The sequence below is a fragment of the Hymenobacter sp. GOD-10R genome (assembly GCF_035609205.1).
Classification (GTDB): Bacteria; Bacteroidota; Bacteroidia; order Cytophagales; family Hymenobacteraceae; genus Hymenobacter.
Genome location: NZ_CP141184.1, coordinates 3,349,715 through 3,366,249 on the forward strand (window position 1 = coordinate 3,349,715; position 16,535 = coordinate 3,366,249).

General features: G+C 55.8%; 15 protein-coding genes. 14 read left to right on the plus strand and 1 reads right to left on the minus strand.

Going from position 1 to position 16,535, the window contains the following annotated elements; all coding sequences use genetic code 11:
* The 6 genes from SD425_RS13445 (at position 1) to SD425_RS13470 (ending at position 5,999) form a co-directional block, all read left to right on the plus strand.
* Positions 1–1,074 carry a hypothetical protein gene (locus tag SD425_RS13445; protein WP_324679428.1) on the plus strand — a complete coding sequence of 358 codons (1,074 nt, stop codon included), beginning with the start codon at positions 1–3 and terminating at the stop codon, positions 1,072–1,074.
* Positions 1,075–1,116: 42 nt separating this feature from the next.
* On the plus strand, positions 1,117–1,416 hold the full coding sequence (locus tag SD425_RS13450) for a PAAR domain-containing protein (RefSeq protein ID WP_086593605.1): 300 nt from the start codon (positions 1,117–1,119) through the stop codon (positions 1,414–1,416).
* Positions 1,417–1,551: 135 nt separating this feature from the next.
* The gene (locus SD425_RS13455) at positions 1,552–2,418 is read left to right on the plus strand and encodes a TssN family type VI secretion system protein (protein WP_324679431.1); all 867 of its coding nucleotides are present in this window, start codon (positions 1,552–1,554) and stop codon (positions 2,416–2,418) included.
* Positions 2,419–2,429: 11 nt separating this feature from the next.
* Entirely contained in the window at positions 2,430–3,584 is a 1,155-nt protein-coding gene (gene tssK / locus SD425_RS13460) for a type VI secretion system baseplate subunit TssK (RefSeq protein ID WP_324679433.1), read from the plus strand.
* A 13-nt stretch (positions 3,585–3,597) separates the two neighbouring features.
* Entirely contained in the window at positions 3,598–4,086 is a 489-nt protein-coding gene (locus tag SD425_RS13465) for a GPW/gp25 family protein (RefSeq protein ID WP_324679435.1), read from the plus strand.
* 17 nt (positions 4,087–4,103) lie between these two features.
* Positions 4,104–5,999, plus strand: coding sequence for a hypothetical protein (locus SD425_RS13470; RefSeq protein ID WP_324679437.1), 1,896 nt, complete (start codon positions 4,104–4,106; stop codon positions 5,997–5,999).
* Between the two features lie 83 nt (positions 6,000–6,082).
* Here SD425_RS13470 and SD425_RS13475 read toward each other — a convergent pair whose 3' ends face one another.
* Entirely contained in the window at positions 6,083–7,048 is a 966-nt protein-coding gene (locus SD425_RS13475; RefSeq protein ID WP_324679439.1) for a type VI secretion system baseplate subunit TssG, read from the minus strand.
* A gap of 75 nt (positions 7,049–7,123) precedes the next feature.
* On the opposite strand from SD425_RS13475, the gene tssO (SD425_RS13480) reads away from it, so the two are divergent.
* From tssO (SD425_RS13480) to tssD, 8 genes are all read left to right on the plus strand, one after another.
* Positions 7,124–7,594 carry a type VI secretion system TssO gene (gene tssO, locus SD425_RS13480; RefSeq protein ID WP_324679442.1) on the plus strand — a complete coding sequence of 157 codons (471 nt, stop codon included), beginning with the start codon at positions 7,124–7,126 and terminating at the stop codon, positions 7,592–7,594.
* Between the two features lie 6 nt (positions 7,595–7,600).
* Positions 7,601–8,167: a type VI secretion system TssO gene (tssO, locus tag SD425_RS13485; protein ID WP_324679444.1), complete on the plus strand. Its 567-nt coding sequence runs from the start codon at positions 7,601–7,603 to the stop codon at positions 8,165–8,167.
* 9 nt (positions 8,168–8,176) lie between these two features.
* Positions 8,177–9,061: a PKD domain-containing protein gene (locus SD425_RS13490; RefSeq protein WP_324679446.1), complete on the plus strand. Its 885-nt coding sequence runs from the start codon at positions 8,177–8,179 to the stop codon at positions 9,059–9,061.
* 2 nt (positions 9,062–9,063) lie between these two features.
* The gene (gene tssR, locus SD425_RS13495) at positions 9,064–11,418 is read left to right on the plus strand and encodes a type VI secretion system protein TssR domain-containing protein (protein WP_324679448.1); all 2,355 of its coding nucleotides are present in this window, start codon (positions 9,064–9,066) and stop codon (positions 11,416–11,418) included.
* Positions 11,419–11,448: 30 nt separating this feature from the next.
* Positions 11,449–13,986 carry an ATP-dependent Clp protease ATP-binding subunit gene (locus tag SD425_RS13500; protein WP_324679450.1) on the plus strand — a complete coding sequence of 846 codons (2,538 nt, stop codon included), beginning with the start codon at positions 11,449–11,451 and terminating at the stop codon, positions 13,984–13,986.
* 168 nt (positions 13,987–14,154) lie between these two features.
* A complete protein-coding gene (locus SD425_RS13505) occupies positions 14,155–14,607 on the plus strand; it encodes a hypothetical protein (protein ID WP_324679452.1) in 453 nt (150 codons plus the stop codon).
* 38 nt (positions 14,608–14,645) lie between these two features.
* A complete protein-coding gene (locus SD425_RS13510) occupies positions 14,646–16,001 on the plus strand; it encodes a DUF5458 family protein (RefSeq protein ID WP_324679454.1) in 1,356 nt (451 codons plus the stop codon).
* 74 nt (positions 16,002–16,075) lie between these two features.
* Positions 16,076–16,489 (plus strand): type VI secretion system tube protein TssD, encoded by a 414-nt coding sequence (gene tssD, locus SD425_RS13515; protein WP_324679456.1) that lies wholly within the window; start codon positions 16,076–16,078, stop codon positions 16,487–16,489.
* Positions 16,490–16,535: the final 46 nt, after the last annotated feature.

Consider the following 16,535-nt stretch of genomic DNA (forward strand, 5'->3'; position numbering starts at 1 on the left):
ATGCACCCTAGCCCTCAGCCTATTGTCGTCGCACAGCTGCCACTGGTTAGCCACTGGCAGGCCTTCTACCAGACCCCTTCCCTACGCCTGAACCGCTGGCTAACGACCGAAGCCAACCGGCCTTTGCTGCACGACTACTTAGTTGGGCTAAGTAGCGGATCAGAAGCACCGGTTTATAAGGTCTTAAGTCAGAATTGGACCGCCGTAAAAGAGCAACAAGCTAGCTTGCCAGCCGCTGTTGTATGGCTTGATTTGAGTGTACCCGAAACGTGGACAAGCACGGAAGAAGCATTACGTACTAGTCTTGCTAGTGTAGGTCCACAGCGTTTTATTGTGCTGGAAGATGCGGAGAAAGTACCGTTGCAGCGGCTTGCTCGCTGGTTCCCTGGCATGGTGCACACAGCTACGCCAGCCGTGTCGATGGGTAGCCTACTAGCTGACCTAGCTACCAAAGCTGCCAGCCCCGATGCTTCCTTTCAGCAGCAATTTCACCAACTCAGTGCAGCTATTACCCGCGCCGATTCGAAGGCTGTTGAGCATTGGGCGGCTACTTGCCTGCACACTTGTCAGAACGCGGGGTTGCTGCTGGCCGAAATTATGGTGTGGCTCACGGTGGCCAACTACTTCCTCGCTGGTCGGCAGCCGGACGAGGCGCGCCTACGGTTTGCGCAGGCTGCCGAGCGGAGTGAATCTGCTTTCGCCCTCGGCGACACTACGGCCGGGCTTTTAAGTATTCAGGCGTGGCTAGGTGCGGCCGCCGCCTGGCAACAGCGGAGCCAAGCGGTGAAAAGTATTGCGCTGCTTCAACAAGCGGTTGACCGAGCCGAATACCTAGGCGCCGACATGCTCGGGGTGGAAGCGGCCCGGCAGCTTGGCGTAGCCTTCGAGCAAGTGGGTCAGCACCGAGCGGCGGTAGCTTCTTACCAACGAGCCTTGCAGTTTGCCGAACGCCAGCCACCTGATCAGCGACCTAGGGCCTCTATTCAGGCAGTAGGCAAGGCGTACCTACAGCGCCTAAACACAGCGCCTGAGCGGCAAGCGCTTCGCCTGCGTCTTGCTCAGATAATAGACTAATAATAAGAGCACTATCCGTATTTACGTCAAGCAAATTCTACCATGCCGCCTGCTGCCCGCCTCACTGATATGCATACCTGCCCCATGCAAACGCCCGCCGTTCCCCCGATTCCACACGTTGGCGGGCCCATCGTGGGGCCGGGTTGCCCGACCGTGCTGATTGGCAAAATGCCCGCTGCCATCGTGGGGGATTTGCTAACCTGCGTGGGCCCACCCGACACCATCATCAAGGGTTCGGCAACCGTGCTAATCGGCGGAATGCCAGCTGCTCGTCTGGGTGATCTGACGGCGCATGGCGGCTCCATTGTCGCGGGTTTTCCTACCGTTATCATTGGCGGATAACCTAGGTAAAAAGCTGGCTCTAAATAGTTAGCATTTCCGCACGCTTATTCCTTATCTTTTCGAGAGAATAGGGAAAAGCCTACTTATTAGTTGATACCTTCTATTTACGTCTATTAGCTATTATCCCGTATTCCAGTGCCGAAAGCGATACCCGATCATTTCTTCCTGCAATACTTGCTGCTACCTGTCCTAGCCTTGGCAGTGCTCGTCGCGCTGGTGGCCGTTAACCAGAAAAAGGGACTGCTCAGTGGCCGCCAAGTGGTGGTGTTGGTGCTGGTTTTCATGTTGCCCATGGCGCTGGCCGGGCTCTTCGGGCTTGTGTACCTCTGGTTTATTCCTTGGTATTACGTCCTGATGCAAGCTATCTTCTTCGGTATCGGGGTGCTTTATCTGCGCCAGCTCGATAAGGTACTGGGCGAGGATCGACGTACCCAGCTTGTTTTCGTCTACCTGCTGACGAGCCTGATTCTTTTGCTAGGGAGCTACTGCTTTAGCTTGATTTTCAATTTACTTAGCTCACTGCCGTACGGGCTGTGGGCCGCTACCTGCCTGCTAGCTTTTGTCGTTCCGCTGCTGTTTTCTCAGACGTTCGAGGCGCTTGTTGCCATCCCGAATGAGATTCGTAAGGTGTGGCACTACCCACGGCCAGCGCCGGAAGTCGTGCTGGATGGAATGGACCCATTTCGTCTGATGATCCTGGAAGTGGAGCTGCGTAAGCGCCCCGGCATTACGGAGCCTCCCGTGAAAGTGAAAGCCCGGGCGGCGCAGGAGTTACCCTTTGGCGTCTGGTTCCAGAAGTTCATCGACGACTACAACTACAAGTTTCCCCACGATCCGATTCACACGGCGACGGCCGACGCAACGGAATACGGCTGGCTATTTTACTATGTGCGCGCCTCCCCTTTTCGGCTGCGGCGCTACATCGACGCGGATCTGAGTATTGCCCACAACTACCTGAATGAACGCTGCCTGATCGTCGCCAAACGCGTGGAGGAGAGCTAAATCCAATCTATATGCTAGTCGCTAAAAATTACTTTGCCGTGAACTGGGTCGATGGCATGAAGCTCTCCCAGCAGCATTTCCTCGACACAGATTTACAGGTGCAGGATTTGGTGCGCGATACTGCGTCGTTGTTTCTAACGGACTACAACTTCGGCTTGCTCCCGCCGGTCAAGGGCGCCACGGTATCCAGTGAGATTGAGCTGCTGGAGAAAGTAGGTAATAGCGTAGAGGTTCGGCTGGCGCGCTGCAATGCCATTACGGCGGGCGGCTGCCGCATTGCGATAAATCCGGAATCAGCCAAATACACGGCTTTGCGGGCCGCCTTCCGGGTAGATACGACAGTGGAGGAAGCCCAGCGCGCTAGCTATGATATCATCCTCACCGTGAACCCTTTCCGGAGGGTACCACTCGGTACGCCGGACCCCGAGGAATCGCCCATGCGGCACCCCTTCACTGATTCCTACTACGACCTAAAAGTGGTGCATACCGCCCAGATCAACGCCGATGAGCTAGGGGCACATTTCCTGACCATCGGGCGCATTATGCTGCGCGAAGGCCGCTACGTGGTGGATGAAAACTTTATTCCGCCCTGCACTTCCATGAACAGCCATAGCCGGCTGATGAAGTACTACAAGGATTTTGGCTATCAGCTCAACCAGCTGCAAATCAACTCCTTCAAGATTGTTCGTAAGATTTACGACCGCCAGCAGGCATCTACGATCAGTCGCAGCATCGAAGCGATGTGCACGAAGGTGCTCGACTACCTCTGTCAGATCTTTTTCAACTACCGCAGCCTCGACTATCAGCACCCACCGGTACACCTCCTCGACTACTTTAACAACCTAGCTAGCATGGTGTATACGGGCTTGTACTGCATGCCTGCTAAAGACAAGGAGGAGCTGCTGAACTACTTCTACGAGTGGACGGATGTGACCCCGAACTACTTTGAGAGCATGCTGCTGAACCTGGTGGAGATGACGTACACCCACCACAACATCGGCGCGTCGATGCAGACTGTAGAGGATTTCTTGGCGGTAATGGTCAAGCTATGGGCTCGGCTCAGCGGCCTTGAGTATATCGGGCAGCATAAAGAAAACATCCTAATCCGGGAGGAAGCCCCTAGCCGCCCCACCCTGACCACGCGCAACTGGAGCCTACTCGATTAGCCCAGCAGCCGGTATGAGCCATTTGTTCTACAAATACCCCATGCAGGTCAGCAAGCTGATGAGCCGGCAACCGCCGGTTGCTCTCTTCAACCGCCCCACTCCTGCTGCTCGCCTCGGCGACGAGCACCCCACCTGCTCTTTGGCGGCTTCCATTGCGCAGTTCTTGCACCTGATGCTACACACGCGGCCCGGCGAACTGAGAAGCGCCCCCGACTTTGGATGTGCTATTTGGGAGATAGAGTTCGACAACGACATCAACCTAGCTGGTTGGGAAGAGTCGCTAACCCGCTCGCTGCTCGCTTCTATTCGTCGGCATGAGCCGCGCTTGCGCGAGGTAAGTGTGCAAGTCGACTTTCTTACAGTGGCACCGCAACAGGATGGTGCCCAACAACCGACGGCGCGGCGACGAGCCAACATCAGCGTGCGGGGCGTTGTGCAGCTCACCGATGAGGCCTTCTCCTATGCGACCCAGCTTCAGCTAGGTCAACTTACTTCCTCCTAACGGCTTAGCTCGCCCGTATGCCCTTCCAAGACAAACGCAAGCAGTTTACCCTAGATGCGATTCGGCAACGGATGGCTCAGCACATCCTGCACTTGTGGGGGGTAAAAAACTTGCAGAGCCTTGACCCGTTCGTCCGGTTGGTCATGGATGCCTTGGCCAGTGAGTTGCACAAGCTCAGTCAGGAGTTCATTGATTCGGAAGCGGGCTTGCTCGACCGGCTAGCTAGCTTACTGACGCCGGACTTGCTGACGGTGCCTCGCCCCGCGCACGCTGTGGTGCAGGTGCAGCCCGCCGACCCCATTGCCTACATGGCCCCGACGGAAAGCCTGTTCTATACCAAGCGGTTTGCCTCCAAGCCCTACGGGGAACTAGATACACGCCACGACCTTTTCCTGAGCGCCGTCGATACGGTCAAGCTGTTTCAGGGGCGAGTGGTGTGGCTGGCGGCGGGTGAGAACCTGTTTCGCATGGACCCAGCCCTGGGCAAACTGGCCGAAGGTTTCACTGGCAAAGACCATAAGCTGCCCGCCCATACTTTCTGGCTCGGCGTAGCCTTGCACCCCGATATCACGTCACTAGACCGGCTCGGGTTCTACCTAGAATTACCACACGTGCTAGAGGCGGAAACGTTGTTTAACCTCTTGCACTTGAGCCGCTGGTCGCTCAATAGTCAGCCGCTGGACATGCGCCCGGGACTGTGCTATGAGCCGCAGCCCGGCGAAAACAATCCCTTGGCAGACGACCCTCGCCGATTGTTGGCCGGCTACAGCATCGATCAGCTGTTGGAGCAAGATGTGAAGAACACGTATCACAGCCGGTTTATGCACCTGCGGCGACCGGACAACATCGACTTAGCGGCGCTTACTATTGGTTATCCGGCCACGTTTGCTGAGCACTTTCCGCCAGAAACCCTTGAGGTTTTGCGGGCCGAACCGATGCTGTGGTTGCAGGTAACGCTGCCCGCCAACTTCAACGAGGCCGTATTGAACCAGCTTACGGTTCGACTGAATGCTCTGCCTGTGATGAACCGGCGCCTACATCGACTTACGTACCGTACCCGCGTGATGCACAACATTTTGCCCTTACCCGTGGGCCAAATGGAAACCTTCCTGACGGTGCGGACGCTGCTAGACAGCCGCAATCGGGTGTTCACGGCGCACCCGCTGCGTCAAGCCGATCAGGTTGCTAGTGGTTCTTACTCGGTGCGGCGCAGCGGCATCGAGCGTTTCGATGCCCGCGATGCCCGCGAACAGCTCCACTACCTGCTGGAAGTACTGCGGGACGAATCCGTTGCCTTTGCGGCCTATGGTCACGACACGGTACAACTCGAAGCCCAGCGCCTTACGCAGCAAATCAACCAGCTTGAGCGCCTGCTCACGCAGCAAGAAGGGGCCGTGCGCGAGCTGCCCCACTACCTTTTAGTGCAGCCCTACGAGGAAGCCGATACGCTCGAAGTAAGCTACTGGACAACGGATTGCGAATACGGCAACAACCTGCAAGCCGGCACAGCCTTGCAGCCTTACGACATCACCTACCTCCTAGGTCCTGAGTCGGTACTGCTGACGACCACCACGGGGGGCCAAAACCGGCGCGGGGCTGCCAGTCAGTTGGAAGCCTACCGGTATGCGCTGATGAGCCACGAGCGCATCGTCACGAGTGAGGACATCCGGTCGTTTGTGCACGTGGAGCTAGGTCACCTAATCCGTGACGTCAGCATTCGCAGAGGCGTGATGGTGGGCGACTCGGCCAAGCAAGGCTTTATCCGCACGATTGATGTATGCCTCACCCCCGCCCCCGATTGCATGCTGGGCGAAGCTGACTGGGAAGTGCTTTGCACGGGCTTGAAAACCAAGCTAGTCAGCCGGTCTGGCCAAGTTAGCCCCTACCGCATCATTCGGTTAGAGCTTACTTGAGCCAACCAGCAACATAACGAACATAGGTCCAAACCTTATTAGTACTATCTCTTGTGATTATACACGCCGCTTTTAAACCAGAACTATCTCGCGCCCAAATAGCTATTGTAGCCCAAGTAGCTTGTCACCGCTTGCGACTGCTTGGGTGCGGCACGTTCGATCGTGACGAACGGAATGACCTCGGCGGTAACCGGCACGAAGTAAGCCAGCACTTCCCCTAGCAAGGAACGTGCGGCGCCGTGCGGTAGAAATTCAGCGGTGCGTGCTTCCGGCACGGGACCTAGGTGCAGGTAAATGGCCCCATCCCCCTCATCGGCTGCGCTGCCCGCAATGGCATCAATCCCGAGCCGCGACTGACCCAGGCGAAGCGTTGGTTCGGTGGTCGTCTGCTGAAGGCTAGGCCGCTCGGTTTCGAACCGGGCGGGGACGCCGAAGAAGACGGCCAGCAACTGCTCCAGCCAAGGCAAGTTGCCGCGCAACTGATGAATAAGAGGCAGGCACTGAATGAACAAGCTAGCCCGGGCAGCATCGAGGCGATGCAGAATGGGCCATGCTTCGGCAAACTGAGCCAGCAGCGCCGGCGCGTATTCGAGATGATCGTGCTGGCGCTCCTGCCAGCTGCGCAGCACGCGCAGGTAGTGCAGCTCCGTATCGAAGGGCAAAAAAAACTGCCGGGTTTCCTGTTCTACCGCGTGCGCCTGCTGCACCTGCTCAAGCAACGATTCTGCATCGGCAGCATCGCCGGGTGTAGGCTGAATAGGATGGAATAGGAATGGCGGCAGCTGATCGTACAGCCCTTCACGGGGTATGTCGAGGCGCCAATAGGGCACCTCGCTTCCCTCGGCAGCCAAAAACTGCGGGGGCGTAAAGTCAGTGGCATAGGGCCGGGTAGTAGGTCCTAACGGGTTGAAAATGAACCTAGCCAACGGCAGTGCTTCTCCCTGTTCATTGGCCAGCAGCTCAGCCGCCACTACTTCGGAGCGGTAATCCAACTCCAGCTGATTGAGTAAGTACGCCGGCCGAGAAGCAGCAGAATCGGGTGGGAACATCGGAGCAGATACAGGTAGTCGGGGAAGCTTCTAACTTAGGCAAAACCGAGCAGTAGATCTAGCAATTATCTATAAATGAAGCTACTTAACGAAAAGGATATCACCAGGGCTTACTGGCGCTTCCTAGGGCACTTTCTGCTGCTGCTCGGTATTCTGGTCCTCGCTGCGTTCATGTTTATCCAGACGGCGGCCAAGCAGCTAGCCCTGCTTCGGGCCGACCAAGTTCAGTATCAGAAGGCGCTCTTTACGCAGCAGGCCATGGCGCAAAAAGCCGATTTGCTTTACCAGGATCTGCGCACCCTCAACCCCAAGTTAGTTGGTTCACCGGCGAGCCTGGAAGCGCGAATTGTCCGTGAAAACGAGGAGTTGAAAGCGGAATTAGTAGCGAAGCTGTTTGAGCGGCGCCCCCACGAGGTATATCGCAAGCTTACCCGTTATGTGGATGAGCTGCTGCTGCTGAAAGCCTCCATCCGTGAAGTAGATGCCCAGATCAAGGACAAGCAGCAGGAATTGGAAGAATGTATAAGCACGCACAAAAAAAAGTAAGTTTTTATGCTCACGATTCTAGGGCTACGCTTTAGCGAACGACAAATTCTATTCTTCTACTTACTGCTGGCGACTTTACTGCTTACGGGTCTTGCTAGTTGGGGCTTGTACCATGCTTATGGCTTTCCGGTAGCAAACGCCCGGTCTTTATCCGTCGAGATAAAGCGTAACCAACAGCTTTTCGAGAAGCAACAACAGTATTTGTATCTACTCGATTCGACCTACCTCGCTATTGCCGCTTATCAGCCTGGTATCAAGGCCAGTTTTGTGGAAGGCGATATAAAAAATCAGATTGCTGAGGTTCGCCGAATCTATTCTATCGATACACTACAACTATTTCGAACCACTGATGAAGTAGCCAAAGACTCGCTGCAGTTCTTCAAAGCCTTCGAGCAGGCAGCTGACTTTTACCAAATGATGTATGACGACAAAGAAATCCTAGCCAGCAAGCAGGCAAACTCCGAGCTGTTTACCAAAGAGTTAGAAGAGTGCTCGATCAGCTTGCAACCTGCTCCCGCCCCACAGCAAGCTACCCAAACGGCATCATTGCCTGCTTCTTCTACGAAGCCTTAAATACGCATCATGCAACGCAAATGGCTTCTGACGGGTGGCACGTTCGCTCTGACTGGCGGGCTGCTTTTACTGCTTCATCACCACAGCAGCAAGATGGTCCTGCAAGCCCAAGTGAGTCCGCTGGGGCTAGCCGTCGGGGAGCCGTTGTACTTTGCCGATAGCACGGCCGAGGCCACCAAGTGGCGCTGGCAATTTGGGCAAGGCTCCACCTCGACGCAGCCGCAAGGCACGTTTCATTACAAAACACCCGGTACGCACATGATCCGGCTCACGGTAACGGATACGGTCACGCACGATTCTGTGTCGAGCCAGTTTACGGTGCAAGTGCTGCCCCGCTCGGTATTGTCCGCTCCCTTCGTCCGGCTCTTGGCGGATACGGTTGGCCACGAAGGGCAGCAACTAACGTTTCAGACAGCAGGTGCTCCGGTCCACAGCTTTGCGTGGCAGTTTGGTGAAACAAAGCAGGTTGATTCACACGATCCGACTGCTTTTTACACCTATACAAAACCCGGCTGGTACAAGGTCACGCTCAATACAGACGCGACCATGCAGCCACTGACGCAGTGGATTCATATTCTGCCCCACTTTCGGCCGTTTGTAAAACCAGTGGATCATGCAGCCGAAAAGCGGACGCACGACATTCAATGGCGTTTGCAGCGCATTGCCAACGGCCGCCAAGTGAATCAGCAGTACTCCTATTTACTCAAGCGCTACTTCTGTGGCAAGCCCAACACGCTAGTGGTAGCGGGCAGCCTTCCACCCAACGATTTTTATTCCTACTGCATGAATCTGCAATTCGACCCTGGCTGGACTATCGACGCGGTGGCTGTTGAACCTGACACCGTTACGCAGTGCATTACCAAGCTCTTGGTCACGCAGCATAAAGGCGAGTAGGGATGGGCAAGATCATCTGCCTACTCGGGGTGTGGCTAGCCTTGCTGCCGAGCAGTGCTGGCTGGGCGCAAGTACCGCTACTCGCTTTCCTCAAGCCTCAGCCCGCTGCCCAACACGCTGCGAACACGAAAGCGCCCTGGGTGGTGTACTCCGACCGCGACAATAACTCCACGTACCGGCAAGCTAGCTTGGCCACACGCTTCCAGAAAGCGCAATTTCGGGAGGCGTTCTATGTACTGGCAGAACGAAAAGGCTTCTTGAAGCTGGTGCGCTACGATCCAGCGCTGAAAGTCGGAACGTTCTACGCCCGTCGTTTACTCAAGGATCGGAAAGCTGCTCAGTATGCTGGGTGGGCGCCCAAGAGCCACTTTTTGCTCGCCAGCCAAGCGCCTGCTGACTCACTGGGTACCACGCCCGCCCTCTACTGTCCGGCACTGGTCAATGCCGCCGTTTTATCTAACCTTAACAACTATCTAAGCCACGACAGCCTGCGCTTATTCGCGGGTCCAAATCTAGCATCGCCGCTCACTACGCGCCTGAAGCTGTATGACCTAGCGTACCTCTACAAGCTTTCTGATTCTGGCACCGAAGCCTTAGTGGGCAAGACCGACTGGTTTGCGGCCGATAGCGCAGCCACTACCCTGCTCGGCTGGGCGCCCGTGGCGGCGTTGCAACGCCTAGGCCAGGGCTGGTTTGTGGAAGCGGATTCTGCAGCAGCTGGTCGCGCCGCCCAACCGTCTGTTGCTTCCCCAACCACTGCGCTGCTCAATAAGCCTGACTCACTCGGTTTTTCCTTCGCCTTCCCGATGGTGTCGTGGTCCGGTGCTAGCCGGTTTCCTGTCCTCAAAAAAACGCAGGTTAATTCTAGTAGGCCAACTCTCTGGCAATTAGGGCTTCTCACGCCGCTGCTAGCCTCCGACAACTACGTACTAAACGCGAACGGCCAGCGCATCACGCAGCAGCAAATGATGAACTGGCAGGCTCATTCACTGTCCTACAACCTGCTCTACGTTGTGGAGGACAGCCGGGCGATGCGCCCTTTTTGGGGCGAGCTAGTGAACACCGCGCAAGCTACCATCAGCCGGTTGCAATCCCAGAATCAAGGCGCAGCGATTCGCCTGGGCGCCGTGCTCTACCATCGGATGCCAACTGCTACGCCAGCGGCGGCTCGCGTCAATCACATTACCACCCAGCCCCTGACGCGCGACCTAGGTCGGGCCGTTGATCGGCTGAGCCGGCTGAAGCTCGACAGCGTTGCTCGTGTAGCGAGTACCTCCCAACCCATCCGCGCGGGGCTCGAACAAGCCTTCAAAATGTTCGCCGACTACCCCGGCGAAAACAACGTGGTGGTCCTCGTCGGCATCAACGGCGACGCGAGCAATGTGGCGCAGACTAGGGCCATCCGCACCGGTATGCAGCGTTCAGAAGCTAGGTTACTCTCCTTTCAGGTGTCCGCACCAGCTGATACCCTAGCTAATAGCTTCGTGTTGCAGTCGCAGCAACTTGTTTTTCAGTCGGCACTAGAAGAAGGCAAGGCAAAGCGTGATCGGTTGGTAAATCCGGGCCAGGTGGTGCCAAAGCCCGTGTACGACTTGCAACTGGGCGCCCAAAACGTGTACCGTCTCGCATTTCCTAAGCAAAGCATGATTCCAGGCTGGGTGCTTTTCCCGACCAAAAACAAAACCTTGCCGATCAGCCTGCTTCAGTCGACTACGGACAGCTTGCTGGCGCAAATGCGCTTCGACACGCGTCAAACGCAAGCGGCGCTCGAACGAACATTCGCGGCGATGTTGCCCCTGCGTAGCCGCTTTAGCCCGCAGGTGAGTCGGGCCTTTGTGGCCCGAAAGGAAGCACTAATGCCCACGCTAACGCCTGCGGCCTTTGGGCTGCGCACTTACCCATTCTTCGACCGAGTTTACACTGGTTCTTTCGGTTCCACTACTGGTTTTCGGCAATTACGCCTAATAACTCTCGACACCTATGATGTTCTCGGGCAATGGCTTACCTTGTTGGCAGCGGATGACCTTACGCCTACCCGCTCAGCAGCTCGTCGGCAGTTGCTGGGCCGCTTTCGGCAGCTGGGCAAGCACACCGGCTCAGCCCTATCTGATACGGTACGCCTCAGCTTTCCGATAAGCCAACTGCTCGGCTTACCCGTTCGCCATCCTTTGCTCAATCAACTTCGAATGGCGGACCTGAACCAACCTAGCCGCCTGCCCCAAGAAACCTTTTTGCAATTGCTGGCCCTGCTGCGCGAACGGCGCGACTGGTACCAGCGGGTGCCTACCACGCCGCATGGTCGCTTAACCTCCAATGGCAATACCTACTACTGGTTGCGGGAGGATCTATTTCGGTAACCCCTATCCTTAGTTGCTTTATTCAAACCTATGATACCGACCGTCTTACTGCCCGATGGAATCCAAGACGCGTTGCATGTAGCTCGGGCTCTGGCGCGCGAGTACCGCAACGAGCGTTATACCGCCGCGCACCTGATGCGGGCCCTGCTGCAAAACGATACGCCCGGAACGGCCCTGCTCAAGACGCTGCGCAAAGACGTTGCGTATTTGCGTGAGTGGGCGGAGGTTCGCATCGAAGACCTGCCGCGCGTGGCGTTTGCGCCCATCGAGCTGTTAGGTGACGATTCGGTGACCCGCGTGTTGGAAGAAGCCAACTTCATTCGGGTCCGGTTGGGGTTAGATCAGCTCCACCCAATTTGCGTGCTGGCGGCGCTTACCAAACCAAATGTAGGCTTCCCGCCCGAGCAGCTCCGGTCCTTGCCCTTACAGGAGCGCGACCTGCTGGCCAACTTCTTACGCGACCTAGCTCCTACCAGCCCTGACTCGGCCTCGCAAGAATTCTCCGATACCTCCACTACGGGCTCCACGGGCAAGGCTCCGACTAGCAACGGCCTAGAGGGCGTCTTGCAGAAATATTGCCGCGACAAAACTGCGCTGGCGCGGGAGGGCCGTTTCGATCCTATCATTGGTCGGGAGCGGGAGCTGCGCCTAATCATGGAAATCCTGGGTCGCCGCAGCAAGCCCAACGTCATTCTGACGGGCGACCCCGGCGTGGGTAAAACCGCTCTGATTGATGGCCTGGCGCAGCAGCTCATTACTGGGCCAGTGCCTTACTGGCTGAAGGATGCCGTACTGCTCGAACTCGACCCGAGTGCGCTCGTAGCGGGTGCCTCTTACAAAGGAGAGATAGAAGACCGGCTCAAAAACGTGCTGAAGGAGGTCAAGAAATTCGAGCGCTGCATCTTGTTTATCGACGAGATTCATGTGTTGCTGGACCCCAAAGGCACAGCTGGCAGCGGCGCCGCTAACCTGCTGAAGCCCGAGCTAGCCCGCGGGGAGCTGATTTTGCTAGGTGCTACCACCCGCGACGAGTACCGCAAGCTCATCGAACCCGATCAAGCCCTAAGTCGCCGCTTTGAACTACTTGATGTTGAGGAGCCCACCGTGAAAGTAGCGGAGCGTATGCTACACGGCTTGGTTATGGCCTACGAGCAGCACCACCAGCTAACGGTGGCCGACGATGTAGTGCCAGAATGCGTGCGGCTAGCCAAGCGCTACGTGAAAGATCGGCGCCTGCCCGACGCGGCTCTAGACCTGCTGGACCGCACCATGGCTGCCATCCGTACCGTGACGGAAATTGCGGGTACGGACCTCACTACGTTCCGGCAAACCCTCAACGAATGCGTAATTGCCGAACTCACGCCCACCGAGCGCCTCGAGGAATACCAATGGCTCGATCAGCAGCTACAGCACCAGACCAACCCTGTGCTGATGGGCCAGTGGCAACCTAGCCTCGACCCCGCGGAACTCGTGACACCGGAGGCTTACCTAGCTTACCTGACGGAGAAGCTGAACTTTCTACACGACCTAGCCCGCGCCCGCCAGAAGCACGTCACCAAAACTGACTTGGCGGCGGTGGTAGCTTACAAAACCGGCATCCCGATGGGCCGCGTGCAGGAGCGCGAAAAGGAGAAGCTGCTGGCCATCGAGGACCACCTGCGCCAGCGCGTCGTCGGGCAGGACCATGCGCTTAAAGCGCTATCAGATGCTATTTTGGAGTCGCGGAGTGGACTGCAAAAAGTGGGGCACCCCATCGGTACGTTCTTCCTGCTGGGCCCTACTGGAACCGGTAAAACCGAGCTATCGAAGACTTTGGCCGACTTCCTGTTCAACGACGAACGCGCTATGATTCGGTTCGACATGTCGGAATTTAAAGAGGAGCACGCCGCTGCCTTGCTCTACGGCGCTCCGCCCGGCTACGTCGGCTACGAAGAGGGCGGCTTGCTCGTCAACCGCATCCGTCAGCAACCCTACGCGGTGGTCTTGTTCGACGAGATTGAGAAAGCACACGCCTCTATCTTCGATGTGTTTCTGCAAATCATGGACGAAGGACGCTTACACGACAAGCTCGGCAAGGAAGGCGACTTTTCGAACGCCCTACTCATTTTCACCTCCAACATCGGCAGCGAGTGGGTAGGCGAGCAATTCCGGCGCGGGCATATTCCTAGCTCCCAGCAGCTGATGGAGCGCATGAGCGGCAGCTTTCGGCCCGAGTTTCTGGCGCGCATCACCGAGATTGTCCCGTTTGGCCCGATCAGTGAGCAGCATGTGCTCCGCATCTTCGATATTCAGCTTCAGCATCTTATCGACAGCCTGCACCACTTAGGTATTCAACTCGATGTAAGCACAGAAGCCCGGCAGCAGCTCGCGTACAGCGGCTACTCACCCCAGTACGGCGCGCGCCCGTTGGCCGGCGTAATTCGAAATCGGCTGCGGCGGCCCATCTCTCGAATGATCATCGCCGGCGAGTTGGCAGCGGGTCAGGAACTGCGCGTGGAGTGGTCGAATGGAGGTGAACTTACGTGGACTATTCGGGAGGAACCATTGGAAGAAATTGCACTTTCCTAGGGCTATTGAATAAACCCACTTCCTTGCAGAAATAATTCTGTATTAGGTAGTTAGTTAATAACAAATACTTTAATTTATTGCCCTGTTATCCAGTATTTCCGCCCTGATTCGAGTGTCTAGTTCCTATTTGCTAATTAGTTGATCCCGAACCTTTTAACCATACCATTTATGTTTGAATTTGAAATTGGCGGAAATGAAATTAAACCTGAAGCGTCCGAAGGCATTAACGCCATTGCCTTCAACCGCTCCTTATTAGCCCTACAACTCACTGACAAGGAGCCCGTTTCGCCGGAATTTGTTTACAAGCTCAAAACGGTAGAGGAAGTTTTTGATCAATTCAAACCCAGCGTAGAAGTTGAATTTGAAGACGAAAACGGCGCGGCGGTGAAAGAAACGCTACAGTTTGGCAGCGTAGCCGACTTCAAAGCCAAGAGCCTAAGCATGCAGAGCCCCTTTCTGCGTCTGCTCGATGGGCAGTACAACGAGTACACCCAGATTAGCCGTCGGCTCAAAGGGCACCGCGTCCTCCAAACGGCCCTCGACAACCCCGAAGCAAAAACGGCTCTGTTAGAAGCTTTGAAGGCCCTCGTGCAAGAATTAGAAGAAAACGAGCAAGCGTGATCCTATCCTAGAAGCCTTATCCTTTTTCGCGTATTTACATGGCAACTCAAAAGAACACCGGGGCGGAACTCGCCACCCGTACCGCACCTGCGCCCCTACCCGGCTTAAGCACCCTAGCCTCCTACGGCGGCTTTCCCTTCATGGAAAGCTTTATCGATGGGGTACAAAACATTAGCCCTGAGCGCAAAGCCCGCAAAAATATCTTCATGACCGATGAGTCGAAGCAGCTCGATCGGTCGATGCTCAAGCAGAAGCTAAACCTCTGGATTGACCTACTCGAGTCGAGTGCCGACCAGACCGAAATGCTGGCCAAAACGGAGGAGAAAGCAGAGCTAGCAGATTCGCTGTTGCGTAAAAACCTGTTGCGCGCCCTGACTACTTCCCGCAACTTAGAGCGTAGTTACCGGGCCTTATCGCTATTCTATAAGAACACGGAAGCGGAAAAAGTACCCAACGTGACAATCCTTAATGCGTCCTTGGACCAACTCACGGACCTCGATAATCCGCTCTTTATTGATAAGGTGGCAGCGGAGTTCAAGCAGAACTACGACCGCCTCGATCTACGCGGCAATTACTCGCTGTTGATCGTGCCAGGCTTCATGCGCAGCAACAGCATTTTGGAGAAGTGGGCCAAGGTGGCACATGCTAACAAAGTGATGCTCATCACGGACTTCGCCGACCTAGAAAGCTCGGAAGATACCATTGAGCTCTTCAGCGCGGCCAACCTTACCGGCGGCGACCTATACCGCTCCAACGTGATTATGGCCTGCAACTGGCTGGCGGGCCGGGGCAAAGTAGCCGATGTAGGCGAGGAAGAAGATCTGTTTGTGCCGCCCTCCACCGCCCTAGGTGGTAAGATCTACTATACGCTGATGTCGCAGGTGACGGCAGGCAAGAAGCACGGCAGCATGAACGAAGTGGACGGTGTGCGCTTTCCGTTGATGAAAAGTGAGCTGTCGAGCCTAGAGCGGCTTGGGCTGGTGCCGATGATTAACGAGTACGGCAAGGTGATGGCCTTCTCAGCCAAAACCCTGTTCAACGGCGACAACATGGGCCTGAAGACCTACTCGGTGGTGCGCGTGTTCGACTACATCGTGAAGGTGCTATTTGATTTCCTCAACCGCCGCGCCTTCGAGAATTGGAACTCTCAGATTGAGGCTGACTTACGCGGGCAGATTGTCAACTTTCTGGATAGCGTGAAGGGGCCATCGAAGCTGATTGAGAAATTCAAGATCGTGCGCTTCGAGCGCGACGATAAAATTAAGGATCAGATTTACCTAGATATCCGCATCACTCCTTATTTCCCAGCCAAGAGTTTTGTCATCCGGTTGGATGGTCGCAAGGGTGATGATGTAGACAGCCCAGTTTGGGCTTCTGACTACAGCGAAGCCTAAACGCTATGCGCGTAGCGTCACCAAGCAATTACCTCTTAAAGCTCTCATCCAAATCAATCGAATACGTTTAACTCATGGCACAGGAAAAATTTCAAGCGGTACTGACAGGTGTACCGGGCGAGCCTTATCAAATTACATCTTGCAGCGTTTCGTTTAGCCGCGACACCAGCGCTGATGGCCGGCCCTCTTCGATGGTGTATGGGGGTCAAATAGCCCTTACTGCCGCGACAACAGCTGAGTCGAAGCTAGTCGAAGCGATGATTAATGCCCAGAACAAGCCTTTTGGTGACGGCACAATCAAGATTACGACGGCGCAAACTGAGGGCGTATTTCGGACGATATCGTTCAAGAAGGGCTATATCACGAGCTACTCGGAGGCTTTCGATATGCAAGGAGGCAGTGAATTCTCCTGCTCCTTCAATATCTCAGCCGAAGAGATAACCGTTGGTGCCGCTACCCTCATCAACAAGTGGCCTACCACGAGCTAGGTAGTAGCTAGAATGGCTGCTTTCCATTCGCTTTGTTCTTCAATCG